The organism is Bradyrhizobium sp. USDA 3311, assembly GCF_054062495.1.
Genome location: NZ_JBSSFI010000001.1, coordinates 696,107 through 720,606, shown reverse-complemented (window position 1 = coordinate 720,606; position 24,500 = coordinate 696,107). Strand labels below are relative to the sequence as shown.

The 24,500-nt window shown below is 65.1% G+C and carries 23 protein-coding genes; 14 read left to right on the top strand and 9 right to left on the bottom strand.

Annotated elements, in window-relative coordinates; genetic code table 11:
- Positions 1 to 110: 110 nt before the first annotated feature.
- Positions 111 to 1,688 carry a cation:proton antiporter gene (locus ACVWW6_RS03475; protein WP_011084124.1) on the bottom strand — a complete coding sequence of 526 codons (1,578 nt, stop codon included), beginning with the start codon at positions 1,686 to 1,688 and terminating at the stop codon, positions 111 to 113.
- Between the two features lie 70 nt (positions 1,689 to 1,758).
- On the opposite strand from ACVWW6_RS03475, the gene ACVWW6_RS03470 reads away from it, so the two are divergent.
- From ACVWW6_RS03470 to ACVWW6_RS03450, 5 genes are all read left to right on the top strand, one after another.
- Positions 1,759 to 2,523 carry a tetratricopeptide repeat protein gene (locus ACVWW6_RS03470; RefSeq protein WP_028173600.1) on the top strand — a complete coding sequence of 255 codons (765 nt, stop codon included), beginning with the start codon at positions 1,759 to 1,761 and terminating at the stop codon, positions 2,521 to 2,523.
- Between the two features lie 199 nt (positions 2,524 to 2,722).
- Positions 2,723 to 4,099: a tetratricopeptide repeat protein gene (locus ACVWW6_RS03465; protein ID WP_456680123.1), complete on the top strand. Its 1,377-nt coding sequence runs from the start codon at positions 2,723 to 2,725 to the stop codon at positions 4,097 to 4,099.
- Positions 4,100 to 4,403: 304 nt separating this feature from the next.
- Complete coding sequence (locus ACVWW6_RS03460; RefSeq protein WP_011084127.1) at positions 4,404 to 6,314, top strand: propionyl-CoA synthetase; 1,911 nt, start codon at positions 4,404 to 4,406, stop codon at positions 6,312 to 6,314.
- Between the two features lie 176 nt (positions 6,315 to 6,490).
- A complete protein-coding gene (locus ACVWW6_RS03455; RefSeq protein ID WP_028173597.1) occupies positions 6,491 to 6,760 on the top strand; it encodes a hypothetical protein in 270 nt (89 codons plus the stop codon).
- Between the two features lie 192 nt (positions 6,761 to 6,952).
- The gene (locus ACVWW6_RS03450) at positions 6,953 to 7,699 is read left to right on the top strand and encodes an OmpW/AlkL family protein (protein ID WP_028173596.1); all 747 of its coding nucleotides are present in this window, start codon (positions 6,953 to 6,955) and stop codon (positions 7,697 to 7,699) included.
- Between the two features lie 70 nt (positions 7,700 to 7,769).
- Here the strand turns inward: ACVWW6_RS03450 and ACVWW6_RS03445 are convergent, their stop codons facing one another.
- Positions 7,770 to 7,955: a hypothetical protein gene (locus ACVWW6_RS03445; protein WP_027546983.1), complete on the bottom strand. Its 186-nt coding sequence runs from the start codon at positions 7,953 to 7,955 to the stop codon at positions 7,770 to 7,772.
- Positions 7,956 to 8,176: 221 nt separating this feature from the next.
- On the bottom strand, positions 8,177 to 8,869 hold the full coding sequence (locus ACVWW6_RS03440) for a DUF1013 domain-containing protein (protein ID WP_028173595.1): 693 nt from the start codon (positions 8,867 to 8,869) through the stop codon (positions 8,177 to 8,179).
- 255 nt (positions 8,870 to 9,124) lie between these two features.
- Between ACVWW6_RS03440 and ispH the strand changes: the two genes are divergently transcribed.
- The 3 genes from ispH to rnhA are packed head-to-tail and all read left to right on the top strand — an operon-like array spanning position 9,125 to position 11,544.
- Entirely contained in the window at positions 9,125 to 10,093 is a 969-nt protein-coding gene (ispH, locus tag ACVWW6_RS03435; protein ID WP_011084132.1) for a 4-hydroxy-3-methylbut-2-enyl diphosphate reductase, read from the top strand.
- 6 nt (positions 10,094 to 10,099) lie between these two features.
- Positions 10,100 to 11,083, top strand: a complete 984-nt coding sequence (locus ACVWW6_RS03430; protein ID WP_011084133.1) for a homoserine kinase — start codon at positions 10,100 to 10,102, stop codon at positions 11,081 to 11,083.
- A complete protein-coding gene (gene rnhA / locus ACVWW6_RS03425; protein WP_011084134.1) occupies positions 11,080 to 11,544 on the top strand; it encodes a ribonuclease HI in 465 nt (154 codons plus the stop codon). Before ACVWW6_RS03430 ends, rnhA begins: the two co-directional genes overlap by 4 nt.
- Before the next feature lie 119 nt (positions 11,545 to 11,663).
- Here the strand turns inward: rnhA and ACVWW6_RS03420 are convergent, their stop codons facing one another.
- The 6 genes from ACVWW6_RS03420 to ACVWW6_RS03395 form a co-directional block, all read right to left on the bottom strand.
- The gene (locus ACVWW6_RS03420) at positions 11,664 to 12,149 is read right to left on the bottom strand and encodes a peroxiredoxin (protein WP_011084135.1); all 486 of its coding nucleotides are present in this window, start codon (positions 12,147 to 12,149) and stop codon (positions 11,664 to 11,666) included.
- A 108-nt stretch (positions 12,150 to 12,257) separates the two neighbouring features.
- Positions 12,258 to 12,812, bottom strand: a complete 555-nt coding sequence (locus tag ACVWW6_RS03415; RefSeq protein WP_011084136.1) for a DUF924 family protein — start codon at positions 12,810 to 12,812, stop codon at positions 12,258 to 12,260.
- Positions 12,813 to 12,827: 15 nt separating this feature from the next.
- Positions 12,828 to 14,513 carry a long-chain fatty acid--CoA ligase gene (locus ACVWW6_RS03410; RefSeq protein ID WP_011084137.1) on the bottom strand — a complete coding sequence of 562 codons (1,686 nt, stop codon included), beginning with the start codon at positions 14,511 to 14,513 and terminating at the stop codon, positions 12,828 to 12,830.
- Between the two features lie 193 nt (positions 14,514 to 14,706).
- The gene (locus ACVWW6_RS03405; RefSeq protein WP_404524447.1) at positions 14,707 to 16,170 is read right to left on the bottom strand and encodes a D-alanyl-D-alanine carboxypeptidase family protein; all 1,464 of its coding nucleotides are present in this window, start codon (positions 16,168 to 16,170) and stop codon (positions 14,707 to 14,709) included.
- 190 nt (positions 16,171 to 16,360) lie between these two features.
- Positions 16,361 to 18,169, bottom strand: coding sequence for a glucan ABC transporter ATP-binding protein/ permease (locus tag ACVWW6_RS03400; protein ID WP_011084139.1), 1,809 nt, complete (start codon positions 18,167 to 18,169; stop codon positions 16,361 to 16,363).
- 85 nt (positions 18,170 to 18,254) lie between these two features.
- Positions 18,255 to 19,304, bottom strand: a complete 1,050-nt coding sequence (locus ACVWW6_RS03395; protein WP_456680122.1) for an ABC transporter substrate-binding protein — start codon at positions 19,302 to 19,304, stop codon at positions 18,255 to 18,257.
- Between the two features lie 229 nt (positions 19,305 to 19,533).
- Between ACVWW6_RS03395 and ACVWW6_RS03390 the strand changes: the two genes are divergently transcribed.
- The 6 genes from ACVWW6_RS03390 to ACVWW6_RS03365 all read left to right on the top strand — a co-directional run bounded on the left by ACVWW6_RS03390 (position 19,534) and on the right by ACVWW6_RS03365 (position 24,451).
- Complete coding sequence (locus tag ACVWW6_RS03390; protein ID WP_028173590.1) at positions 19,534 to 19,911, top strand: hypothetical protein; 378 nt, start codon at positions 19,534 to 19,536, stop codon at positions 19,909 to 19,911.
- Positions 19,912 to 20,082: 171 nt separating this feature from the next.
- Positions 20,083 to 20,487 carry a phosphoribosyl-ATP diphosphatase gene (gene hisE, locus ACVWW6_RS03385; protein WP_011084141.1) on the top strand — a complete coding sequence of 135 codons (405 nt, stop codon included), beginning with the start codon at positions 20,083 to 20,085 and terminating at the stop codon, positions 20,485 to 20,487.
- Between the two features lie 45 nt (positions 20,488 to 20,532).
- Positions 20,533 to 21,135 carry a YqaA family protein gene (locus tag ACVWW6_RS03380; protein ID WP_161533195.1) on the top strand — a complete coding sequence of 201 codons (603 nt, stop codon included), beginning with the start codon at positions 20,533 to 20,535 and terminating at the stop codon, positions 21,133 to 21,135.
- Positions 21,136 to 21,263: 128 nt separating this feature from the next.
- Positions 21,264 to 21,794: a hypothetical protein gene (locus ACVWW6_RS03375; protein WP_011084143.1), complete on the top strand. Its 531-nt coding sequence runs from the start codon at positions 21,264 to 21,266 to the stop codon at positions 21,792 to 21,794.
- Between the two features lie 36 nt (positions 21,795 to 21,830).
- Positions 21,831 to 23,231 (top strand): aspartate ammonia-lyase, encoded by a 1,401-nt coding sequence (locus ACVWW6_RS03370; RefSeq protein WP_011084144.1) that lies wholly within the window; start codon positions 21,831 to 21,833, stop codon positions 23,229 to 23,231.
- A 251-nt stretch (positions 23,232 to 23,482) separates the two neighbouring features.
- On the top strand, positions 23,483 to 24,451 hold the full coding sequence (locus ACVWW6_RS03365) for an NAD(P)H-dependent flavin oxidoreductase (RefSeq protein ID WP_011084145.1): 969 nt from the start codon (positions 23,483 to 23,485) through the stop codon (positions 24,449 to 24,451).
- Positions 24,452 to 24,500: the final 49 nt, after the last annotated feature.

Sequence of the window (24,500 nt, the reverse complement as noted above, 5' to 3'; positions counted from 1 at the left end):
GTTCAATGCCCCGCTGTCGTCCCGGATCGGCGCTCCGCTCCAGTCAACGCTGCGCGTTGTCTGGAGCTTCGCTCGTCCGGGACGACAGCGGAGTGTGCTGCTCTTGAGGCTTATCCCCCCGCGCTCAATTCTGCGCGATCGAGCTCCTCCTCGAGGCGGTGAAAGGCGTCGTCGCCGATCACCTCGGTGGCGCGCAGGTCGAAGATCGATTTGCGCGCGGCCTCGATGGCGCGGCGGCGCAGCGGATCGGCCGGTAATTCGCCACTGGCAATGCCGCCGTTCGGATCGTCGTCCGCCTGCATCAGGATGGCGCGATATTCGAGCCGCAGGATTTCCGCCTCCTCCGACGGGTCACTCTCGATCGCATCGAGCGCCGCGCGATAGGCGACCGCGCGTCCGCGCGCGACCTCGATGCCGACGGGATCGTCGTCCTTAAGCCCGAAGGCCAGGATCAGCGGCCGCAGCGTCAGGCCCTGGATGACGAGCGATCCCAGCACGACGGCAAAGGCGATGAAGACGATGAAGTCGCGATAGGGAAAGTTCTCCGGCAGGGCGAAGGCGGTCGCGAGCGTGACGAGGCCGCGCATGCCACACCAGGAGATGATGAGGCCGCCCTTCGGCGAGGCCACCTGTTTCGGATCCTTGGGATGATAAAGTCCGTGGGCAATCAGCGCGCGCAATGTCGTGCGGTAGAACGTCACCCAGAGCAGCCGCACCAGGACCACCGTGAGCAGGATCCAGGCTGCCGCCACGCAATATTCCCAGCGCACGTCCGCGTCCAATCGCGTCCAGATCGGCCGCATCTGCATGCCGATCAGCATGAAGGCGAGCACGTTGAGCACGAACACCATCGTCTCCCACACCGCATAGGACGGCACCCGCAGCCGCGCCGGCATGTGCGCCCCCGCCGTGCGCGCCATGGTGATGGCGTAGACGACGATGGTGAGGATGCCGGAGAGGCCGAGATGCTCGGCGGCGATCCACACCATGAAGGTGGTGGCGAATTGCAGGATGATCGCGCTGGGCGCTTCCTTCACGCGTTGGAGGAACAGCGGTATGATGCGCCCCGCCAGCAGACCGGCGAGGACGCTGCCGACCAGCGCCAGCGCGATCGTCGGCGCGACCTCGCTCCATTTCAGATGCTGCATGACGACCGCGCCGACCGCGATGCGATAGATCAGCAGCGAGGTCGCGTCGTTGAGCAGGCTCTCACCCTCCAGCACCTTCACCATGCGATGGGGCAGCTTGACCTGGCTCAGGATCGCGACCGCCGCCGCGGCATCCGGCGGCGCCACGATGGCGCCGAGCGCGATCGCGGCGGCCCAGGGCATGTCAGGCATCAGCCGGTGCGCGACGTAGGCAACTCCTACCGTGGTCAGGCCGACCGCGGCCACGACGAGGGTCGAGACCGGAACCCAGTTGTTGCGCAGGTCCCGCAGCGAGGTGTCGAAGGCCGCATCGAGCAGGACCGGTGCGACAAAAAGCGCCAGTGCCAGGTCCGGCTCCAGCGTCCAGGTCGGACTATTCGGAACGAAAGCGATCAGGGCGCCGCCGATGGCGAGAAAGGTCGGGTAGGGGACCTTGATCCGCCGCGCCAGCGCCGATAAGGCAACGGCGCCGAGCAGCAGCGCGATGATCCATTCGAATGTCGACACGATAATCCCCGAAACCGATTTGAGCGGCGCCACAAGCTAGCACCAATCCGGCCGTATGATGGATAGTACGGCCTCAAGGCAAGACCTCCTGACTGCAGCAAGCATGCGTTTTCAAAATCTCATTCAATGGTCCGGTGCCGTACTGCTCTGCGCGCTCCCGCTCGGCGTGGCCCTGGCCGCGACCGGTGGCGAGCCGGCCGCCGTCACGCAGGTCGACATCGCGCCGTGCCTTGCGGCTGCCGCTGGCGACGACATGGACAAGGCCAATTCCGCCTGCGCTGACGTGATCGACAATGAGAAGACGGCGAAGGGGGACCTGATCAAGGCGCTCGTCGCGCGCGGCGCGCTTTACGCGCGGCACGATCAGGTCGACCGCGCGATCGCCGACGACAGCCGTGCTCTCTTGCTCGATCCCACCCTCGCGGATGTCTTCAACGCGCGGGGCGAGCTCTGGTTGAAGAAAGGCGACAAGCCCAAGGCGGTGCAGGATTTCGGCGCCGCGTTGAAGCTCGATCCGAACCACGAGAAGGCCAAGGCCAATCACAAGGCTATGGCGCGCGAGCTCGAGCGGATCGGCGCGCAGATGGCGGTCGCGGGCAAGCCCAGCTTCAATTGCGCCCGCGCGGCCCGCGCCGTGGAGAAGGCGATCTGCGGAAATCGCGAGCTCGCCGATCTCGACCGCGAGATCTACGGATCGCATTTGCGCGTCATCCGCGAAGCCCAGAGCCCGGCGGAGGCGCGCAAGATCCAGCGCGAACAGGACGATTTCATCGCGCGCAGGAATAGCGGGTTTGGCCGACCGGGGTATGATCTGAAGAAGGCGATGCAGGACAGGCTGCAACAGATCAACGGGGTGGACGGGTATTGAGTTCTTCGCCTCTCCCCGCGTGCGGGGAGAGGGGGACTTTCCGCGAGTCTCACTGCTGCCGTCCCCGCTGAGGCTCCCCCTCTCCCCGCAAGCGGGGCGAGGGAGTGCAGGTGCCGGTGCGTCGCTTGCTGGGCGCGCTTGAACCCATCGCCAATCCACCGCGACAATGGTGAAAACCTGACGTCACGGAGCCTTCCTCATGTGCGGCACGCGCTCTTCCGCGCAAACATCCAAAACCTCGCTGTGCGCCCTCCTGCTCAGCGCCGCCATGAGCCTTGTCCTCGCCGCGCCTGCCTCGGCCGCCGCCGATTGTATCGCCGGCAGCAAGGCTGCTCCCGCCGAGCTGATCACGTCGTGCAGCGCCATCATCGACCAGGCGGCCAATTCGAGCTCCGATCGCGCTGCGGCGCTGCTGGTCCGTGCTGACGCCAATGCGCGCACCTCGGGTGGTCTCACCCAGGCCCTGCGGGACATCGATCGCGCGATCGCACTCGACGGCAAGAACGCAAAAGCCTGGCGCCTGCGCGGCGATCTCCTGCGCGAGGCCGGCGGCGATCTCAACCGCGCCGCGGCGGACCTCAGCAAGGCGATCGAGCTCGATCCGCAGGATGCGGAGTCCTACGAGCTGCGCGGCGTCGTCTACACCAGTCAGCGCCGGCTCGACCGCGCGTTGGCCGATTACGACCAGGCGATCAAGCTGAAGCCGGATGACGCGCAGGCCTGGTCCGACCGCGGCGTGACCTATTATCTCGGCGGCGACAACGAAAAGGCGATCCGCGATCTCAGCGAGGCGCTGCGGCTCGATCCGAACCGGCCGCGCACCTATACCAATCGCGGCGCGGCCTACAAGAAGCTCGGCCAGCTCGACAAGTCCGTCGCCGACGCCGGCGAGGCGATCAGGCTCGATCCGAAGGTGCCGGAATATTACGACAATCGCGGCCTGTCGCTGGCCGCGATGGGCGATTACGACAAGGCGATCGCCGACTACGACCAGGCACTGCGGCTGGCACCGAAGCCGAACTTCTTCACCAACCGCGGCGATTCCTACCAGTTCAAGGGCGAGTTCGGGGCGGCGCTGAGCGACTACGAGTCCGCGCTGAAGCTCGATCCGAATTTCGCGCAGACCTACAACAATCGCGCCGTGCTCTACAAGAAGATGGGCGAGCGCAGGAAGGCGCTGGCCGATTACGAGACCGCGCTGAAGCTCGATCCCGGCAACGACAACGCGGCCAATGGCCGCCGCACCATGATCGCGGAGATCGCGAAATTCGGCGATGAGCCGCGGCGTCCGCTCGCGGCGAATTCCGGCAACGGCCCCTCGTTCGATTGCGCGACCGCGAAGCGCGAGGTCGAGAAGGTGATCTGCGCCGATCCGGAGCTGGGCGTGCTCGACCGCCAGATCGCCGAGACCTACGAGCGCGTGCTGAAATCCGCGAACAAGCGCTCGGCCGGCGACCTGCGCCGTACCCAGCGCGATTTCCTTAGCACCCGCAACTCAAGCTTTGGCCGGCCCGGCTATGATCTGAGGAAGGTCATGCAGGAGCGGTTGCAGCGGCTGAACGCGATGGAGGGGTAGGCGGGATTCTTCGCCTCTCCCCGCGTGCCGGGGAGAGGCCGGAATTTGCGACAGCAAATTCCGGGTGAGGGGGACTCTCCGCGAGTCCAGCTCTCACCGTCCCCGGGGAGACTCCCCCTCACCCCGACCCTCTCCCCGCAAGCGGGGAGAGGGGGAAGGACATCATCCTTTTCAGCTTGAACCGCGGCCCGATCCCGGGAAAATACCTCTCAAACAAGGCCGGCGATTGATCCTGGTCATGGCGGGACGGCTGTCCTGTCGTCAGGTCAAGGCTAGGCAAATAAGGGAAACGGGAGCGCGGGACATGAACATCCAGGGCAAGAGCAGCTATCACGAGGTCCATGCACGCTCGCTGGCTGATCCCCAGGGCTTCTGGGCCGAGGCGGCCAGGGAAATCGACTGGATCGAGCCGCCCAAGACGATCTTCGACGCGTCGCAAGGAACCTACGGCCGCTGGTTCACCGGCGGCGTGGTCAACACCTGCTATAACGCGCTCGACCGCCATGTCGAACGCGGCCGCGCCGACCAGGTCGCGCTGATCCATGATTCGCCGCTGACGAACTCGATCACCAAGCTCACCTATGCCGAGCTGCTGAACGAGGTGCAGGCGCTCGGCGCCGTCATGCAGGATTTCGGCGTCGCCAAAGGCGATCGCGTCATTCTTTACATGCCGATGGTGCCGGAGGCGGTGGTCGCGATGCTCGCCTGCGCGCGCATCGGCGCGGTGCATTCCGTCGTGTTCGGCGGCTTTGCCGCGAAGGAGCTTGCCACCCGCATCGACGATGCACAGCCGAAGCTGATCCTGTCGGCGAGCTGCGGCATCGAGCCCGGCCGCATCGTGCAGTACAAGCCGCTGCTCGACGAGGCGATCAGGCTTGCCGGCAGCAAGCCGAAGGCCTGCATCGTGCTGCAACGTCCGCAGCTCACCTGTGACCTGGCGCCGGGCCGCGATTACGATTGGGCGAGCCTGCGCCGCAAGGCGATGAACGACGGCAAGAAGGCGCCTTGCGTGCCGGTCGCCGCCACCGATCCGCTCTACATCCTCTATACCTCGGGCACCACGGGCATTCCCAAGGGCGTGGTGCGCGACAATGGCGGCCATCTGGTCGCGGTGAAGTGGTCGATGTTCAACCTCTATGGCGTCAAGCCGGGCGAGGTCTGGTGGTGCGGCTCCGACATCGGCTGGGTGGTTGGCCACAGCTACATCGTCTACGGCCCGCTGCTGCACGGCGCGACCTCGATCATGTATGAGGGCAAGCCGGTCGGCACGCCCGATGCCGGCGCATTCTGGCGCGTCATCTCCGAGCACAAGGCGGTGGCGCTGTTCACCGCGCCGACCGCGTTCCGCGCGATTCGGAAAGAGGATCCGGAAGGAAAGTTCATCCGGCAATACGACCTGTCGACATTCCGCACGCTGTTCCTCGCCGGCGAGCGCGCCGATCCGCCCACGGTGGAATGGGCGGAGCAGCAGCTGAAGGTGCCTGTGATCGACCATTGGTGGCAGACCGAGACCGGCTGGTGCATCGCCGGTAATCCGGTCGGCCTCGGCATGCTGCCGGTGAAGCACGGCTCGCCGACGGTGCCGATGCCGGGCTACCAGGTCGACGTGGTCGATGAAGCGGCCAAGCCTGTCGGTCCCAACACCATGGGCTCGATCGTCATCAAGCTGCCGATGCCGCCGGGCTGCCTGCCGACGCTGTGGAAGCAGGACGAGCGCTTCAAGGAGGCTTACCTCAGCGAATTCCCCGGCTATTACAAAACCTCGGACGCCGGCTACAAGGATGAGGACGGCTATGTCTGGGTGATGGGCCGTACCGACGACATCATCAACGTCGCCGGGCATCGCCTGTCCACCGGCGGCATGGAGGAGATCCTGGCCTCGCATCCCGATGTCGCCGAATGCGCCGTGCTCGGCGTCAAGGACGCGATCAAGGGCGAGGTGCCCTGCGGCTTCCTGGTGCTCAAGGCCGGCGTGCAGCGCGCACCCGCCGAGATCGAGAAGGAAATCATTGCGCTGGTGCGCGACAAGCTCGGGCCCGTCGCTGCCTTCAAGCTCGCCATCACCGTCGGCCGCCTGCCCAAGACGCGCTCCGGCAAGATTTTGCGCGGCACCATCAAGAAGATTGCCGACGGCGAATCTTGGACCATGCCCGCGACGATCGAGGACCCCAAGGTGCTGGACGAGATCGGGGCGGCACTGAAGGGGCGGGTGTGAGGTTTCGAACCATCGTTCCGGGGCGATGCGAAGCATCGAACTATGGTGCGCAATTGCGCACCTGGGAATCTCGAGATTCCGGGTTCGGTCCTGCGGACCGCCCCGGAATGACGGTGTTGCCGACTTACAATCTCCTCATTCCGGGCTAAACAGGGCCCGCCAACAGGGGACCTCGTATGCCACTCGCCACCGCGCCGCGCCTGCTTGCAGCCTTAGCTCTCGCCATTGTGCTCTCCGCCTGCTCGGCGCGCTACCAGACGCCCGTGGCTGTGGGCGGCGACGATGACGACGCGGTGTGCCAGAGCCGCGGTTATGCGGCGGGCTCGCCGGAATATGTGGCTTGCCGCAAGGACCGTGATGTCCAGCGCAGCGCCGCTACCGCCCGCGCCGACCGCCGCCAGCGCGATCTCGGCGAGTACATGCTGAACCATCCCGAGCGGCCGTGATATCGGGCGCGGTATAATCCTGCCTGGCCACTGGCTCGCATTCGCGCTCCTCGTGACACATCTGCAACGCCGCGGCACAAATCGTGCCGCGTTTCGCCGGATTTGATCGGCGTCAAATCCTTCACCATCCCCTTTCTGCTCTGACGCTGGTGTCGCGCAACGATGCGCGAGAGACGGCTGAAGGGGATTGAAATGCAGAGAACGACAAGACACTTGGCGCGGATCGCGATGGTCGGTGCGATGCTCGCGGGGACTTTTGCCTCGGCGCAGGCCGCGGACCTGCCGGTCTACAAGAAGGCGCCGCCGCCCGTGGAGGCGTTCAATCCCTGGATGGTGCGCCTGCGCGTGCTCGGTGTGTTGCCCGATGCCGGCGGCTCGACCGTCAACGTCGCGGGCGTGCCGTCGCTGTCGTCGCCGAATTCCGGCCTCTCGATCAGCGACCAGGTCGTGCCCGAGCTCGACATCAGCTATTTCTTCACCAGGAACATCGCGGCCGAGCTGATCCTCGGCGTGACCAGGCATTCGATCAGCGGCACCGGCTCGCTCGCGAATTTGCCGATCGGCAAGACCACGCTGCTGCCGCCGACGCTGACGCTGCAATATCACTTCGACAATTTCGGTGCGTTCAAGCCGTATATCGGCGCGGGCGTGAACTACACCGTGTTCTTCAACAATTCCGCCGCCAATGCGCCGGCCGCCATCGTCGGCCCGCCCGCGATCGTCGCCACCACCACGAGCCTGCACGTCAGCAATGCGTGGGGCGGCGCCGTGCAGTTCGGCTTCGACTACATGCTCGACCGGCATTGGGGTCTCAACGTCGACGTCAAGAAGCTCTGGCTGCGGCCGGACTACAGCGCGACCGTCAGCGGCCTGCCTGTCACCGGCAACGCGCATATCGACCCGTGGCTGGTCGGCGGCGGCGTCACGTACAAGTTCTGATGACGTCTTCGCGGCGCCGGGCGGGGGGGCCCGGCGCCGCGTCGATCTGCTCGACCAATCCTGTATCCTGTCAGTCCGAATGCACGGTGCGGGGATGCCGATCGTGCAGGAGCTTCGCGAGCGGGTCGCGATCCTCGGGGTGCCCTTGTACGGCGATCTCGAACAGCGATTCCTGAATGTCCCGGGGCATCTCACCCCAGACCGACAGCGCCGCGTGACCAAGCATCAAGGCAAAGCGTTCTTCGTTGACTTGCATCTCTGATCCTCCGCGCGGGAACAATGCGACATCATACGCATCGTTCCAGATTGCGGCCACGTGCGCCTCGCCGGCTGGCTGCCGAGATCATGCAGCCTCTCGCCCTGGCCTCCGCGAATCTGCCAGGCAGGCATCGACACACGCCCGCGCGCCCAAATAAAAACGCGGCGGGGGGCCGCCGCGTTCAAATCCAGCTTGATGGTAAATCGGAGGAGGGGGAATTACTCCTCCTCGTCCTGCTTCTTGCCGCCGAGGGTCTTCAGCTTGGCGAACACGGCGTCCACGTTGAGGTCGTCGCTCGATCGCTCGGCCGGCTCGAACTCGTCCTTCTTGGTGGTCTCCGAGGCCGGCAGCAGGGTCGCGCCGCCATAGGCCGCGTCGATCGGCTTTTCCTTGGCCGCGCGGGCCACCTCGAAATCGAGCTCGATCTGCGAGCAGAGGCCGAGGGTGACCGGATCGATCGGGGTCAGCGAGGACGTGTTCCAGTGGGTGCGGTCGCGCACGCTGGCGATCGTGCTCTTGGTAGTGCCGACCAGGCGCATGATCTGGGCGTCCTTGAGCTCCGCATGGTTGCGCAGCAGCCAGAGGATGGCGCTCGGGCGCTCGTGGCGGCGCGAGACCGGGGTGTAGCGCGGGCCCTTGCGCTTGGGCTGCGGCGGCAGCACGACCTTGCTCTCCTGGAGGCGGAGCCGGTAGTCCGGGTTCTTCTCGCCCTTCTCGATCTCCTCGCGGGTGAGCTGGCCGTTGGAGAGGGGATCCATGCCCTTGATGCCCTGGGCCGCGTCGCCGTCGGCGATCGCGCGCACCTCGAGGGGATGCATCTTGGTGAAATCGGCGACCTGGTCGAAGGTCAGCGCGGTGTTGTCGAGCAGCCAGACGGCGGTCGCCTTGGGCATCAGAGGTGCGTTGCTCATGGCAAATCTCCTTTGTGCTTCGCCCACCCCTTTGGAGGCGAAGCCGGTGGTCATCAGCGATGACTGGGAATTCGCGCTATATAAGCCCGGAGGGGCTAGCCACGCAATGGTTCTGCTATAGATAGTGCCTTGACAGCGCCCGAAAGGGGGCCCAATTCCCTCTGAAGTCGCTGTAAGCCCGTACCCTAAGCCCTATTCATCCATCGACCGCTTCCCGCCCCATTCGGCGAGGTGATTCGGTCCCGAGATCGCTCAATGTCAGCCAAACCAGACCTGAAGATCGTGCTTTGTTCTCCCCGCGGCTTCTGCGCCGGGGTGGTCCGGGCGATCGACACCGTGGAACGGGCGCTCGATAAATACGGCGCCCCCGTCTATGTTCGCCATGAGATTGTGCACAATAAATACGTCGTCGATGGGTTGAAGAAGAAGGGTGCCATCTTCGTCGAGGAGCTGGCCGAAATCCCGGAAAGTACCACCGCGCCGGTCGTATTCTCGGCCCATGGCGTGCCGAAATCGGTTCCCGCCGACGCCCAGTCCCGTAATTTGTTCTCGCTGGACGCGACCTGCCCGCTGGTGACCAAGGTCCACCGCGAGGCGGCGATCCACTTCAAGCGCGGCCGCGAGATCTTCCTGATCGGCCATTCCCATCACCCCGAGGTGGTCGGCACGCTCGGCCAGCTCCCCGTCGGCGCCGTCACCCTGATCGAGACCGCCGAGGACGCCAAGACCATCACCCCGAAGGATCCCAACAACCTCGCCTTCGTGACCCAGACCACGCTGTCGATCGACGACACCGCAGAGATCGTCGCGCTGCTCAAGGAGCGTTTCCCGAACATCAACGGGCCGCACAAGGAAGACATCTGCTACGCCACCACCAACCGCCAGCTCGCGGTGAAGAAGGTGGCGCCGGTGGTGGACGCCCTGATCGTGGTCGGCGCGCCGAATTCGTCGAACTCGCAGCGCCTGCGCGAGGTCGCCGAGCGTGAGGGCTGCCCGATCGCGGTGCTGGCGCAGCGCGCCGCCGACCTCGACTGGAAGCGGTTCGAAAACATCACCAGCCTCGGCATCACCGCGGGCGCCTCGGCGCCGGAAGTGATCGTCGAGGAGATCATGGACGCGTTCGCCGAGCGCTTCACGCTGCATGTGGAGACGGTCTCGGCCGCGGAAGAGAACGAGTTCTTCCCGCTGCCGCGCCAGGTGCGCCCCGAAGCCGCCGCCGAGTAGACCTCTATGGCGGTCTACACCGACGTCGCCGCCGACGAGCTTGCGGATTTCCTGAGCCAATACGATCTCGGCGAATTGCTCTCCTACAAGGGCATCGCCGAGGGTGTCGAGAACTCCAACTTCCTGCTGCACACCACCAAGGGATCGTTCATCCTCACGCTCTACGAGAAGCGCGTGGCGAAGAACGATCTGCCGTTCTTCCTCGCGCTGATGACGCATCTCGCCGAGCACGGCGTCAATTGTCCGCTGCCGGTGAAGGGAAGAGACGGCGAGGCGCTGCGCGAGTTGTCGGGCCGCCCCGCCGCGATCATCACCTTTCTCGAAGGCGTCTGGCCGCGCAAGCCGAACGCGGCCCATTGCGCCGGCGTCGGCGAGGGCCTGGCCAGGATGCATCTGGCCGGCGCCAATTTCGCGATCAGGCGCGCGAACGCGCTCTCGGTCGCGGGCTGGCGACCGTTGTTCGATGCGGCCGCAAGCCGCGCCGACGAGGTGCAGCCGGGCCTGCGCGCGTTTCTCGCAGCCGAGCTCGACTATCTCGCGAGCGGGGTCTGGCCGACCAATCTGCCCGAGGGCGTGATCCACGCCGACCTCTTCAACGACAACGTCTTCTTCCTCGGCGACAAGCTCTCGGGGATCATCGACTTCACCTTCGCCTGCAACGACATGCTGGCCTATGACGTCGCGATCTGCCTCAACGCGTGGTGCTTCGAGCCGGATCACTCCTTCAACGTCACCAAGGCGCGCGCTTTCCTCAACGCCTATGGCCGCGTGCGCAAGCTCTCGGAGGCGGAAGAGGCCGCGCTGCCGCTGCTGGCGCGCGGTGCCGCGATCCGTTTCCTGCTGACGCGGCTGGTCGACTGGCTCAACGTGCCGCCCGGTGCGCTGGTGAGGCCGAAGGATCCGCTGGAATATGTCCGCAAGCTGCGCTTCCACCAGAGCGTCTCGAGCGTGCGCGACTACGGGCTGATGCCGTCAGGACTGGTCGCGTGAGCGAGCTTCCCGTCGTCACGATCTATACCGACGGCGCGTGCTCGGGAAATCCCGGGCCCGGCGGCTGGGGCGCGATCCTGAAGTTCGGCGACAAGGAGAAGGAGCTGAACGGCGGCGAGCGTCACACCACGAACAACCAGATGGAGCTGATGGCGGCGATCTCGGCGCTCGAAGCGCTGAAGAAGCCGTGCACCGTCGATCTCTACACCGACAGCCAGTATGTCCGGCAGGGGATCACGGGCTGGATCCACGGCTGGAAGCGCAACGGCTGGCGCACCGCCGACAAGAAGCCGGTCAAGAATGTCGAGCTTTGGCAGCGCCTCGACGCCGCGCTGAAGGCGCATCAGGTCCGCTGGCACTGGGTCAAGGGTCACGCCGGCCACCCCGAGAACGAGCGCGCGGATCAGCTGGCGCGGGACGGGATCGTGAAGGCGAGGTTGCAGCAGAGGGTGGCGGAGTAGCAGTTTGTTCCGTCATTCCGGGGCGGTGCAAAGCACCGAACTCAGGTGCGCAATTGCGCACCCGAGAATCTCGTGATTCCGGGTTCGCCTCTGCGAGGCGCCCCGGAATGACATCTATCTCAGAGCTGCCCGAGCAGCGTATCGCCGCCTGACACCTCGACCTTGCCGGGCATCGCCTCGAGGTTCAGCTTCTTCACCACGCCGTCCTCGACCAGCATCGAATAGCGCTTGGAGCGGATGCCGAGGCCGTTGGCGGAGGCGTCGAGCTCCATGCCGATCGCCTTGGTGAAGTCGGCATTGCCGTCGGCGAGGAAGACGGCCTCGTCGCGCTGGTCGGTGTCGCGCTTCCAGGCGTTCATGACGAAGGCGTCGTTGACGGAGATGATGGCGATGGTGTCGACGCCCTTGTCCTTGATGGCGTAGGCGTTGAGGAAGATGCTCGGCAGATGCATTTTGTGGCAGGTGCCGGTGTAGGCGCCGGGCACCGCGAACAGCGCCACCTTCTTGCCCTTGAAGATATCGTCGGTGGTCTTCACCTGCGGGCCTTCCGCCGTCATCACGCGGAATTTCGCCTCGGGCAGCTTGTCGCCAGTCTGGATCGCCATCGTCAGTCTCCCTGAAAATCGATCCCGCTTTTTAGACTGTGCGGCGGGCCTGCACAATATTGCCGGCAGGGAAAGCGGCGAAGGTTGCGGCCCTTCACCTTGATGTCATCAGCCGGAAAAGCCGCCATTGTCGAGGAAGGCCTGTTCTTCCTCGGTGGTCGGGCGTCCGAGGACGCGGTTGCGGTGGGGGAAGCGGCCGAACCGGCGGATAATGTCGGCGTGCTCCCGCGCGTATTTCAGGTTCTCGGCATTGTCGGCGTCCTGAAACAGCGCAATGCAGTGCAGCTGGTCGGGCAGGTGCTCGGAATGCATGAAGGGCATGTAGAGGAATTCGAGCAGGGCAGGATCGATCCGGCGATCCGCGCCCCGATCGATGGCGCGGCGGGCAATTTCGCGCGCCAGCGCATCGCTGGAGAAGGTCCTGGGATCGCCGCGAAACATGTTGCGGGGGAACTGATCGAGCACGATGACGAGCGCGAGTGCGCCGTCGTCGCTTGCCTCCCATGACGCGAGCTCGCCGGCGGCCGCCTGCTGCCAGAGGGCGAGAAAGCGGCGCCTGACCTCCGCGTCGAAAGCCTCGCTGCGCTTGTACCAGCGTTCGCGGCCGGCCTCGCGCCAGAAGGCGAGAATGCCGGCCGGCTTGATGTCGCCGACCTCAGTCATGACTCAAAGGCAGCCTTACGCCGCCTCCGCCTTCTTCTCGTCGCGGAGCTGCCGGCGCAGGATCTTGCCGACGTTGGTCTTCGGCAGGTCGGTGCGAAATTCGATGTGCTTGGGCACCTTGTAGCCGGTGAGCTGCTCGTGACAGAACTTGATCACGGCTTCGGCGGTGAGGTTTTGGTCCTTCTTCACCACGAAGGCCTTCACCGCTTCGCCCGATTTGGAATCGGGGATGCCGATCACGGCGCATTCGAGCACGCCCGGATGGCTCGCGATCACTTCCTCGATCTCGTTCGGGTAGACGTTGAAGCCGGAGACCAGGATCATGTCCTTCTTGCGGTCCACGATCTTGGTGTAGCCCTTCTCGTCCATCACGCCGATGTCGCCGGTGCGGAAATAGCCGTCCGCGGTCATCACCTTGGCGGTCTCTTCCGGCCTGTTCCAGTAACCCGACATCACCTGCGGGCCCTTGGCGCAGATCTCGCCGGCCTGGCCGAGCGGCACTTCATTGCCGTCGTCGTCGCGGATGGAAATATAGGTCGAGGGCACGGGGATGCCGATCGAGCCGGAGAAATCGTTCGTGGTTGCCGGATTGCAGGTCAGCGTCGGCGAGGTTTCCGACAGGCCATAGCCTTCGGCGATGAAGCAGCCGGTCACCGCCTTCCACTGCTCGGCGACGGGGCGCTGCACGGCCATGCCGCCGCCGTTGGAGATCTTCAGCTTGGAGAAGTCGAGCTTCTTGAAGTCCGGATGGTGCATCAGGCCGTTGTACAGTGTGTTGACGGCCGGGAAGCTGTTGACCTGGTACTTCGCCAGCTCCTTGACGAAGCCCGCGATGTCGCGCGGGTTGGGGATCAGGAGATTGCAGCCGCCGGCGCGCACCGCGAGCAGGTAGCAGGCCGTCAGCGCGAAGATGTGATAGAGCGGCAGCGCGCAGACGATCATCAACTGGTCGACATGCGGAGGCGCGGCGAGCGCCGGCTGGAGCCAGGCATCGTTCTGCAAGACGTTGGCGACGATGTTGCGGTGGAGCAGGGTCGCGCCCTTGGAGACGCCGGTGGTGCCGCCGGTATATTGCAGGAAGGCGACGTCGCCCGGCGACAGTTTCGGCTTGTTGAATGTCAAGCCGCGGCCGGCCGACAGCGCGTCGTTAAAGGACACCGCGCCCGGCAGCGACCAGGCCGGTACCATTTTCTTGACGCGGCGGACGACGAGGTTGACGATCACGCCCTTGAAGCCGAGCAGGTCGCCCATGCTGGCGACGATGACGTGCTTTACCGATGTCTTAGTGATCACCTGCTCGACGGTGTGGGCAAAGTTCTCCAGCACGATGATGGCTTCGGCGCCGGAATCCTTGAGCTGATGCTCGAGCTCGCGCGGCGTGTAGAGCGGATTGACGTTGACCACCGCAAAACCGGCCCGCAGCACCGCGGCGGTGGCGATCGGGTATTGCAGCACGTTCGGCATCATGATGGCGACGCGAGCGCCGCGCTGGAGTCCGCGGCCTTGCAGATAGGCGGCCAGCGCAACCGACATCTGGTCGAGGTCGCGGTAGCTGATCGACTTGTCCATGCAGATGAACGCCTTGCGGTCGGCGAACTTGGCGAAGCTCTCCTCCAGAAGGTCGACCAGCGATGCGTATTGCGTCGGCTCGATATCGGCGGGCACGCCGGGCGGATATTGCTTAAGCCAGATGCGCTCCATGGAAACTCCCCTCTCCTACATCAGAGCCCGTTGTATCTCGGGCTTGCCTCATTACCGCCAGTATCGAGCCTGCCGGAACGGGTGGCAAGCCGTCGAGGCTTAGGGCAAAGGTCGGAGAGTGGCTACTGGAATCGTCGCAAAACCGCGCTGCCGCAGGTGCGAAGCGCCGGCTTCGGTTTAATTCGCAGGGGCGTTAACTGTTGTTGGCCGGCTTGGCGGGAGGCTTGGTCGCGGCCTTGGGCTTGGCGGGTTTTGCCGGCTGATCGCTATTTGCGGCGGGTTTCGCCGCATCGGGCTTCGCCGCGGCATGCTTGGTCCCCGCGGGTTTGGCCGCGGTCTTGGTGTCAGCCTTTGCGTCACCCTTCACATCACCCTTGGCGCCTGGCTTCGCTGCCGCCGTCTTGGTGTCCTTCGGCTTATCTGCCGGCTTGTCGGCTGCATCGGGTTTCTTGGCGACACGCGACTTCTTGCCACGCGCCTTCGGCGTGGCCTGCTGGTCGGCATCGGCTGCGACCGCGGCGATCAGGGCAGTGCCGGTGCGGGTCGGGCCGGTATAGACCAGCACGGGCTCGGCCGCCGCCGGCGCCGAGGCCATCAGCTCGGAGGCCTTCATCAGGGGCGGCTGAAGCCCGGCGGTGAAGAAGGTCACCTGGGCTTCGCCGCCGGTGGCGGAGGCCGATCCGGTCGTGCCGCCATTGGCCGCGATCAGGGCATCGTCGTCGTCGCTCGCCGGCCGCTTGCGATGGCCGCCGCACATGTCGTCGCGCAGGTTCGGCGGCGAGGCGTCGACCGGCACGAGGTTTTCGACGGTGCCGAGCGAGGGACGCAGCCACGACAGATTGTCCTGGCTGAAGCCGCGCTCCAGGAGCTGCGCCGCCTTCACCGCGCGCGCCGTTCCGGAATTGGCGCCGAGCACAACCGCGATCAGCCGGCGGCCGTTACGCGTGGCCGAGGCGACGAGGTTGTAACCGGAAGCGCAGATGAAGCCGGTCTTGAAACCGTCGGCGCCGGGATAGCGGCCGATCAGCTTGTTGAAATTCCCCGTGACGCGCTTGCCGAAACGGATCGCCGGAATGTGCACGAAGTATTCGTATTCCGGCAGGTCGCGCAGGAACGAGCGTGCGAGAATGCCGAGATCCCGCGCAGACGTGATCTGACCATCGGCGGGTAGGCCGTTCGGATTGACGTAGCTCGTCTGCGTCATGCCGAGCTTCTTGGCGGTATCGTTCATCATGACGGAGAAGCCGTCGATCGATCCGCCGACGCCTTCGGCGAGCACCACGGCCATGTCGTTCGCCGACTTGACCATCATCATCTTCAGCGCGTTGTCGACGGTGAGCTGTGTTCCGGGCCGGAACCCCATTTTCGACGGCGACTGCGAGGCCGCGGTCGGCGACACCGTGAGCAGCGTGTCGAGCGTGAGCCTGCCGTCCTTCACCGCCTTCAACGTGACATAGGCGGTCATGATCTTGGTGACGGATGCCGGATACCAGGGAATGGTCGCGTTATCCGCCTGCAACACCTTGCCGCTGTCGGCTTCGATCAGCAGCAGCGCTTCGGCGCTCGCCGCGCGCGGCGCGAGCAGCGCGGCGCATGCGAGGGCCGCAGCGAACAGGTTGAACAGGGATTTGCGAAGCAGCGGGCGAAAGGCGTGCACTATCCGATTCCGGTCCTTGGAGATCCGCCGGTTCCGGACGGTTCTCGTGATCTGAGTTTCGGGTTTTGAATTCCGGCGCCGCCGCTTGCGGCGTCGCAAACCTATACCGGCTCCTGCGTCGAGAATAGGGGTTTCGGCGCGGTATTCCGCAATGAAATAGGCCGAATTTCGGCGGTCCTGCGGGGACTTGCTAGGGGGATTTGGCCGCAGTCGCGATAGTCTCGGCCGCCGTCACGCTGGCCCGTGTGTTGGCTCGTGACTGTTCCTGCACCATGAACTGGGCCCTGGCGAGCTCGGCAAAATGGCCGCCTTTGGCCACGAGTTCATCGAAAGTTCCGCTTTCGGTCACGCGCCCGTTCTCGAATACCAGGATCCGCGTGGCGTTGCGGATGGTGGCGAGGCGGTGGGCGATCACGAAGGTGGTGCGGCCCCTCATCACTTCGTCGAGAGCGGCGTTCACCTTGACCTCGGTAACGGCGTCGAGCGCGCTGGTCGCCTCGTCCAGGATCAGGATCGGCGGGTCCTTCAGCAGCGCACGCGCGATCGACAGCCGCTGCCGCTCGCCGCCGGAGAGCATGCGGCCGCGCTCGCCGGCATTGGTCTCGAACCCGCCGCTGCGCTCGATGAATTCGAGCGCCTGTGCGCGCTCGGCCGCCTTGCGCATCTCGGCTTCGGTCGCATCCGGCTTGCCGACGCGCAAATTCTCCGCGATCGAGCGGTTGAACAAGAGCGCTTCCTGGAACACGACGCCGATGTTTCGCCGCAGCGAGGTCAGTGTAACGCCGCGCACGTCCATGCCGTCGATCCTGATGAAGCCGGATTGCGGATCGAAGGCGCGATGCAACAGCGCAATCGCGGTGGACTTGCCGGCGCCGGTCGGGCCGACCAGCGCGACGGTCTGCCCGGGCAGCGCGGTGAAGGAGAGGTCCTCGACCGCGGGGCGCTTGCCGTCATAGGAGAAGGTGACGTCGTTGAACTCGACGAGGCCGGACAGGCGTCCGGCATCGATCGCGTCGGGACGGTCGTGGACCGCCGGCACGGCATCGAGCACGTTGAAGAATTCGCGCAGGCGCGGCGCTTCCATGAACACGTTGTTGATGAAGCTCACGACCTGCTCGAGCTTCTGGATCAGCAGCGTCGCAAAGCTCACGAACATCACGATCTCGCCGACCGAGGTCAGCCCCTGGTCGTGCAGGGCGATGCCGAGCGTGAAGATCGCGAGCACAGTGATGGTGGTGGAGGCGCGCGTGATGACGGTGACGAGCGCCCACCAGGACAACACCGGCATCTGGGCTTCGAGCAATTGATTCGCGACCGAGCGCAGCCCCTGCACCTCGGATTCGACGCGCACGAAGCTCTGCACCAGCGCGACGTTGCCGAGCGCGTCGGAGGCCCGCGCGGAGAGCTCGCTGTAGTGCTCCTCGACCGCCATCTGCATGCCGAAGGTCCGGCGCACGACGAAAGTCGTCAGCGCCGTGAAGACGATGCAGAGCACGAACAGCAGGATCGCGAGCCGCCAGTTCAGATAGAGCGACAGCGGCAGCAGCACCACGACCGAGAGGATTGCGGCAAAGTGCTCGCGGAAGAAGCCGAGCCACAGCCGCCACAACGCGTCGGTGCCGTTGAGCATCACCTTCATCAGCCGGCCCGAATGGGTGCCGGAGTGGAAGGTCAGCGGCAGCTGCAGGATGTGCTCGAAATAGTCGGTCAGCACCGCCTGGCGCTGGCGGTGGGACAGCCGGTCGGCTTGCAGCGCAACGAGCGCGCTGCATGCGATGGTGAACAGCCCGAACGCGACCCAGGCAGCCAGGAAGGGCCATGCCGAGCTCGAACCGGCGACTGACTTGCCGGAGAGCACGTCGACGATGCGGCCGAACAGGACGGGCTCGGCGAATTGCGAGGCGGCGAGCAGGAGATTGGCAAACGCCAGCAGCCAGCCCAGCCGCGCCTCCTTGCCGAGCAGCTCGAGAACGCGGGTGTAGAGGCTGAAAATGGACATGCGGACCGGCAACTCGGGCGGATAACGGGGCCCGTATTCTAAGCAGGGATCGTCCGCGAGATACAGCGGAAGCTATCGGTTTTGCTCAATTGATCAGCCGCCCTGCGACCGGCGGCAGGAACTGGTCGTCGAAGATGTCGCCCGCGGCCGGCCGCTTGCGGAATTTGAAGTCCTGGGCGATCTGCTCGATCGAGCGGTCCAGCCGCGCCGGGTCGATGCCGCCGAGACCGTTGCGCTTGACCTCGTCGGTCAGGATGTTGTCGACGAGCACGGTGCGCAGGCGCTCCAGTTCGAGGTCGCGGTCGCCGTCGTCGATACGGCTCGCGGCCTCGTCCGCCGCACGGGCGGGCTCTTTGACGGTCGCGTTGATACCGGCGATCAAGGCGCGGACAAATCCCCTCACGGCGTCCGGCTTCGCCGCGGCGAAAGCGGGGTTGGCCACCACGGCAAAGCCATAGGCTTCGCAGCCATAGTCGACGTAGCGCAGCACCACGAGATCGTCGCCGGGCACGCCGCGGTCGCGCAGGTTCACCGCCGAGAGATAGCTGAAGCCGGCGACGGCATCGACTTGCCCTGCGGACAGGATCGGCTCGCGCACCGCCGCGCTCATCTTGTGGAATTTGATGCGCGACACGTTGATGCCGTTCTGCTGCGCCAGCGCCGGCCACAGCCGCATCGACAGATCGCTGTCGGCGACGCCGACGGTCTTGCCGTCGAGATCGGGCAACAGGTGGATGCCGCGGCTCCTGCGCGCGACGATCGCGTAGGGCGCGCGGTTGAACAGCACGAACACCGCCTTGAGCGGCGCCGCCTCGTCCTTGTCGCGAAAGCGGATCAGCTCGTTGATGTCGACGAGCGCGAGCTCGCTGTCGCCCTTGGCGACGCGCGCGAGCGTCTCCGGGGACCCGGGCGCGGTGTTGAAGGAGACGTTGAGGCGCTCGGCGCCGAATTTGCCGTCCTTCGCGGCAAGGAAGAACGGCGCCATGCTCGCATCGATCGGGCGGTCGAAGGTGAAGTGGATCGCGACGGAGGGCACGGCGGTCTCGGCCGCCGTGACGTCGCGTGCGGTCAGTGTCGCAAGCGAGATCGAGAGCGCCAGCAGGCAACGAGAAATGATCGTCTTGAATTCTGACATCAGTTGCGCCGGTCCCGCATTGTTGTGGTTTCGTGACGCTCGCAGCGCCGGCCGGCGACGAGCCTGCGCGCGCCAATATGAACGGCGGATGAGCGGTGGTTGCGTCACGATTACGCAACCCCGTTCAGCTTGTGTTGGGGTTCGGGAACCCAACATGGGACGTGGGTGTTTGAAAGACATGAGCCTGTCTGCGCAGGCACCATTCGAGGTCCCAAGGAGGGTCCAGGACATGTTCGACCGATTTTCGAGACTGGCCGGCCGCAAGGCCGTTCTCGCCACCGCTGCGGTGCTGGCGCTGACTGCGGTCGCTCCGACCGCCTCATACGCCGGCGGCCGTCACTGGCGTGGTGGTGGTGGCGCAGCGGCTGCCGCAGCCTTTGCCGGCATCGTCGGCACCGGCCTTGCCATCGCCGCGACCCGCAATGCCTATGCCTACGACAACGGGCCCTATTATGGCGGTTATGGCGGTCCGGCCTATTACAGCGGCCCTGCCTATTACGGCGACGGCCCCTATTACGGTCCGGGCCCGAACTACCAGTATCAGCGCTACGGCGGCACCGCCCCCTCCGAGCTCTGCGGCCAAGGCTATTACACCAACTGCTACTAGCCTTGACGACGAGCCTTGAAGACCAGCCTTGAAGACCAGCCCTGGCGACCAGACCTTGGCTACCAAGGGTTGACCAAAACAGGCCGTCGCACTTGCCGCGCCGGCCTGTTTTTTGCTTTAATTGCCGGGCGTTAACGCGTTCGCCATTGGTTTAGAGTAGTTTTGAGTACCATGAGTGATTCGCTTGAGCGGCTATATCTGGCTGTGCTCGCGGCCAGAGACCTTGATCCGGCAACATCGCGCACCGCCCGGCTGTTTCAGCGTGGCCCCTCCAAAATGGCGAAGAAACTGGCCGAAGAGGCGATTGAGGTCGTCATCGATGCCGTCAATGGCGACACCGATGCCGTGGTCCGGGAAAGCGCCGACCTGCTCTACAATCTCACCGTGCTCTGGGCCTCGGCCGGCGTGCGCCCCGAGGACGTCTGGCGCGAGATGACGCGGCGGGAAGACATGCTCGGCATCGCCGAGAAACTGCCGAAGTCGGCGATGAAGCTGCCCAAAGTTGCGTCACCGCGCGTCGCTGCGAGGCGGCCAATTGTCGCGCTCGAGGGCCGTACGGCGCGCAAGCGCCACTAGAACCGTCATAATTCGCCTCAATCTCGGCATGGACAAATCCGTCCCATGGTGCTTCATCGCGGCGCCATGCTGAAACGTATCTACGACTGGTGCATCGACGCCGCCCACAAGCCCTACGCGCTCTGGATCATGGGAGCCGTGGCTTTCGCCGAAAGCTCTTTCTTTCCGGTTCCGCCGGATGTGATGCTGATCCCGATGTCGCTGGCGCGCCCGCAGCGCGCCTGGGTCTACGCGGCGGTCTGCACCGCCACCTCGGTGCTCGGCGGCCTGCTCGGCTACGCCATCGGTGCGCTGCTGTTCGACTCGGTCGGCCACTGGCTGATCCAGGTCTATGGCCTCGGCGACAAGGTCGATGCCTTCCGCGCCTCCTATGCGGAGTGGGGTGCGGTGATCATCCTGCTCAAGGGGTTGACGCCGATCCCCTACAAGCTCGTCACCATCACCTCGGGCTTTGCCGGCTACAATATCGGCCTGTTCGTCCTGTGCTCGATCGTCGCGCGCGGCGGACGCTTCTTCATCGCCGCGATCCTGCTCAACCGCTATGGCGACTGGATCCGGGTTCGGATCGAGAAGCATCTCGGTCTGTGGGTCGCGCTCGGTGCCGCCGTGCTGGTGCTCGGCTTCGTGGTGGCGGTCAAGCTGATCTAGAGCATGATCCGGACCCGAAGGGCCGCGTCAGCGCAAAGCGTGAAGCGGTTTTGCGGATAGATCATGCTCGACGGATAACGCATCCGCAGCGCTTTGCCGCTGCGCCGGCTTCGGCTACGGTTGCCGTCATGATGGTTCGATCCGGCAATCCGGCCGTGCGGCTTGGGACGCTGACGTCAGCAGTGCTGCTGCTCCTGCTGGGTGCGGGCGGGACCGGATGGCCGCAATCCGCGCCGCCGGCGCTCGGCTTGCAGGAGCAGGGGCCGCAGGCTGCTCCGCCGCCATCGACGCCTGCCCCGCCGGCGGGCGGGGAAAATCCCGGGCTGATCAACGAAATGGGCAAGCTGTTCGACAAGCTGCCCTCGATCCTGCCGCCGATCAAAAGTCCGAGCGAGACCATGAATGACCTGTCGCGGCTGGCCACGCCCTCGACCATGGTCTCCGGGCGCGTGGCCTGTCCGGTCTCGTCGAACGGCGCGCCGGATTGCAAGCAGGCCGCCGACCAGCTCTGCCAGGGCAAGGGCTACAAGCAAGGCAAGAGCCTCAACGCAGACTCCGCCGAGAAATGCTCGGCCAAGGTTCTCATCCCGGGCAGGCAACGCAAACCGGACGACTGCCGCACCGATACTTTCGTGACCAGCGCGCTGTGCCAGAACTGACGTGACGACGCCGCGCGCGAGCAACCAGGAGCGCCCATGAGCCGTACGGAGCAGGATTTCCTCGGACAGCGTGAGATCGCCGACGATATTTACTACGGCGTCCAGACCATCCGCGGGAAGGAGAACTTCCACATCACCGGCATTCCGATGAACCAGGAGCCATACTTCGTGAAGGCGCTGGGTTACGTGAAGAAGGCCGCGGCGATGGCCAATCGCGATCTCGGCGTGATCGACGCCAGGGTGGCCGATGCGATCATCCTCGGCTGCGACCGCGTGATTGCCGGCGACATGATGGATCAATTCGTCACCGACTTCATCCAGGGCGGCGCCGGCACCTCGACCAACATGAACGCCAACGAGGTGATCGCCAACCTCGCGCTGGAATCGCTGGGCTTCAAGAAGGGCGACTACCAGCACGTCAGCCCGAACGATCATGTGAACTACGGCCAGTCGACCAACGACACCTATCCGACCGCCTTTCGCCTCGCGCTGATCCTGCGGCTCGAGAGCTACATGACGGCGCTGCGCCAGCTCCAGGAGGCGTTCTTCGCCAAGGGCCGTGAGTTCGACCGCGTGCTGAAGATGGGCCGTACGCATCTTCAGGACGCCGTGCCGATGTCGCTCGGCGCCGAATTCCGCGGCTGGGGTACCACCATGGGCGAGGAGGTCGATCGTATCTCCGAGGCACGGGCGCTGCTGCGCGAGATCAATCTCGGCGCGACCGCGATCGGCACCTCCGTCACCGCGGCGCACGGCTATCCCAAGCTCGCCGTCCGGCATCTGAGCGCGCTGACCGGCATCGACTTCATTCTCGCCGGCGACCTCGTCGAGGCGACCTCGGATACCGGTGCCTATGTGCAGCTCTCCGGCGTGCTCAAGCGCACGGCGAGCAAGCTGACAAAAATCTGCAACGACATCCGGTTGCTGGCTTCGGGCCCGCGCGCCGGCTTCAACGAGATCAACCTGCCGCAGCTCCAGCCGGGCTCCTCGATCATGCCGGGGAAGGTCAATCCCGTGATCCCCGAGGTCGTCAACCAGACCAGCTTCCTTGTCATCGGCCTCGACACCACGGTGACGCTTGCCGCGTCCGCCGGCCAGCTCCAACTCAACGTGATGGAACCGGTGATCTCGTTCGCGCTGTTCTTCTCGATCCGCACCATGGAGCGCGCGGTCAACAGCCTGCGCGAGAACTGCGTCGTCGGCATCACCGCCAACGCGGAGCACACCCGCAACATGGTGCTGAACTCGCTCGGTATCGTCACGGTGCTGAAGCCGCTGCTCGGCTACAAGCAATGCGCCGAGATCGCGCGCGAGGGTTACAAGAGCGGCAAGTCGCTGCACCAGATCGTGGTTGTCGAGCGCAAGCTGCTGACGCAGGAGAAGTGGGACGAGATGTTCTCGTTCGAGCGGCTGATCAATCCGGACCTGATTGCGTGATGTCTCATGGTCATTCCGGGGCGCGCGAAGCGCGAACCCGGAATCCATTTCGCCCACGCGTGCGGAGGTCAGACGGATACCGGGCTCGCGCCTTTCGGCGCCCCGGAATGACGGAAGAGGAATTCCGCGGCTTGGAATTGCGGTAACGGCATCTTCCGCGGCGGCAAAACGCAATACTTGACAGTGGAAAGATTGCCTTGTTGGTATGGCTCCCAACTTCGATTTGACCGCCAATAGAGGATCGTTTCGCGATGTCCATGCCTGCCTTGTTCAAAGGGCGCCTGTCGATCCCCGTGATCGGCTCGCCGCTCTTCATCATCTCGGTGCCCGATCTCGTGATCGCGCAGTGCAAGGCGGGTGTCGTCGGCTCGTTTCCGGCGCTGAACGCGCGGCCGCCCGAGCTGCTCGACGAATGGCTGGCGCGGATCACCGAAGAGCTCGCGGCCTATGATCGCGCGCATCCCGACAGGCCGTCGGCGCCGTTCGCGGTCAACCAGATCGTGCACAAGTCGAACAACCGGCTCGATCACGACATGCAGCTCTGCGCCAAGTACAAGGTGCCGATGATCATCTCCTCGCTCGGCGCGCGCGAGGAACTGAACCAGGCCGTGCACGGCTGGGGCGGCATCGTCTTCCACGACGTGATCAACCAGAAATTCGCGCACAAGGCGATCGAGAAGGGTGCCGACGGCCTGATCCTGGTCGCGGCCGGCGCCGGCGGCCACGCCGGCGTGATCTCGCCGCTTGCCTTCGTGGCGGAAACGCGAAAGTGGTTCGACGGCCCGATCGCGCTGTCGGGCGCAATCGGCAACGGCAAGGCGATCCGCGCCGCGCGCATCCTCGGCGCCGACTTCGCCTATATCGGCTCGGCCTTCATTGCGACCAAGGAAGCCAACGCTGTCGAGAAGTACAAGGAGATGATCGCGGGGTCGACGGCCGACGACATCGTCTATTCCAACCTCTTCACCGGCGTGCACGGCAATTATCTGAAGCCCTCGATCCTCGCCGCCGGCATGGATCCGGAGAACCTGCCGACGTCCGATCCGTCCAAGATGAACTTCGGCACCGACGCCTCCGGCGAGCGCGCCAAGCCAAAGGCCTGGAAGGAGATCTGGGGCTCGGGCCAGGGCATCGGCAGCGTCGACCAGGTTCTGCCTGCCGCCGAGCTGATCGCGCGCTTCAAGAAGGAATACGACGAGGCGATCGATCCGCCGTTGTGAACGGCGGCTATTGCGTATTGCAGCGCGCGTATCTTTCCTCCGTCGTCCT

Coding starts and splice junctions, on each gene's coding strand:
- ACVWW6_RS03470 (WP_028173600.1), top strand. CDS start 1,759: ATGCGTTTTCAAAATCTCATTCAATGGTCCGGTGCCGTACTGCTCTGC.
- ACVWW6_RS03465 (WP_456680123.1), top strand. CDS start 2,723: ATGTGCGGCACGCGCTCTTCCGCGCAAACATCCAAAACCTCGCTGTGC.
- ACVWW6_RS03460 (WP_011084127.1), top strand. CDS start 4,404: ATGAACATCCAGGGCAAGAGCAGCTATCACGAGGTCCATGCACGCTCG.
- ACVWW6_RS03455 (WP_028173597.1), top strand. CDS start 6,491: ATGCCACTCGCCACCGCGCCGCGCCTGCTTGCAGCCTTAGCTCTCGCC.
- ACVWW6_RS03450 (WP_028173596.1), top strand. CDS start 6,953: ATGCAGAGAACGACAAGACACTTGGCGCGGATCGCGATGGTCGGTGCG.
- ACVWW6_RS03445 (WP_027546983.1), bottom strand. CDS start 7,955: ATGCAAGTCAACGAAGAACGCTTTGCCTTGATGCTTGGTCACGCGGCG.
- ACVWW6_RS03440 (WP_028173595.1), bottom strand. CDS start 8,869: ATGAGCAACGCACCTCTGATGCCCAAGGCGACCGCCGTCTGGCTGCTC.
- ispH (WP_011084132.1), top strand. CDS start 9,125: ATGTCAGCCAAACCAGACCTGAAGATCGTGCTTTGTTCTCCCCGCGGC.
- ACVWW6_RS03430 (WP_011084133.1), top strand. CDS start 10,100: ATGGCGGTCTACACCGACGTCGCCGCCGACGAGCTTGCGGATTTCCTG.
- ACVWW6_RS03420 (WP_011084135.1), bottom strand. CDS start 12,149: ATGGCGATCCAGACTGGCGACAAGCTGCCCGAGGCGAAATTCCGCGTG.
- ACVWW6_RS03415 (WP_011084136.1), bottom strand. CDS start 12,812: ATGACTGAGGTCGGCGACATCAAGCCGGCCGGCATTCTCGCCTTCTGG.
- ACVWW6_RS03410 (WP_011084137.1), bottom strand. CDS start 14,513: ATGGAGCGCATCTGGCTTAAGCAATATCCGCCCGGCGTGCCCGCCGAT.
- ACVWW6_RS03400 (WP_011084139.1), bottom strand. CDS start 18,169: ATGTCCATTTTCAGCCTCTACACCCGCGTTCTCGAGCTGCTCGGCAAG.
- ACVWW6_RS03395 (WP_456680122.1), bottom strand. CDS start 19,304: ATGTCAGAATTCAAGACGATCATTTCTCGTTGCCTGCTGGCGCTCTCG.
- ACVWW6_RS03390 (WP_028173590.1), top strand. CDS start 19,534: ATGTTCGACCGATTTTCGAGACTGGCCGGCCGCAAGGCCGTTCTCGCC.
- hisE (WP_011084141.1), top strand. CDS start 20,083: ATGAGTGATTCGCTTGAGCGGCTATATCTGGCTGTGCTCGCGGCCAGA.
- ACVWW6_RS03380 (WP_161533195.1), top strand. CDS start 20,533: ATGGTGCTTCATCGCGGCGCCATGCTGAAACGTATCTACGACTGGTGC.
- ACVWW6_RS03375 (WP_011084143.1), top strand. CDS start 21,264: ATGATGGTTCGATCCGGCAATCCGGCCGTGCGGCTTGGGACGCTGACG.
- ACVWW6_RS03370 (WP_011084144.1), top strand. CDS start 21,831: ATGAGCCGTACGGAGCAGGATTTCCTCGGACAGCGTGAGATCGCCGAC.
- ACVWW6_RS03365 (WP_011084145.1), top strand. CDS start 23,483: ATGTCCATGCCTGCCTTGTTCAAAGGGCGCCTGTCGATCCCCGTGATC.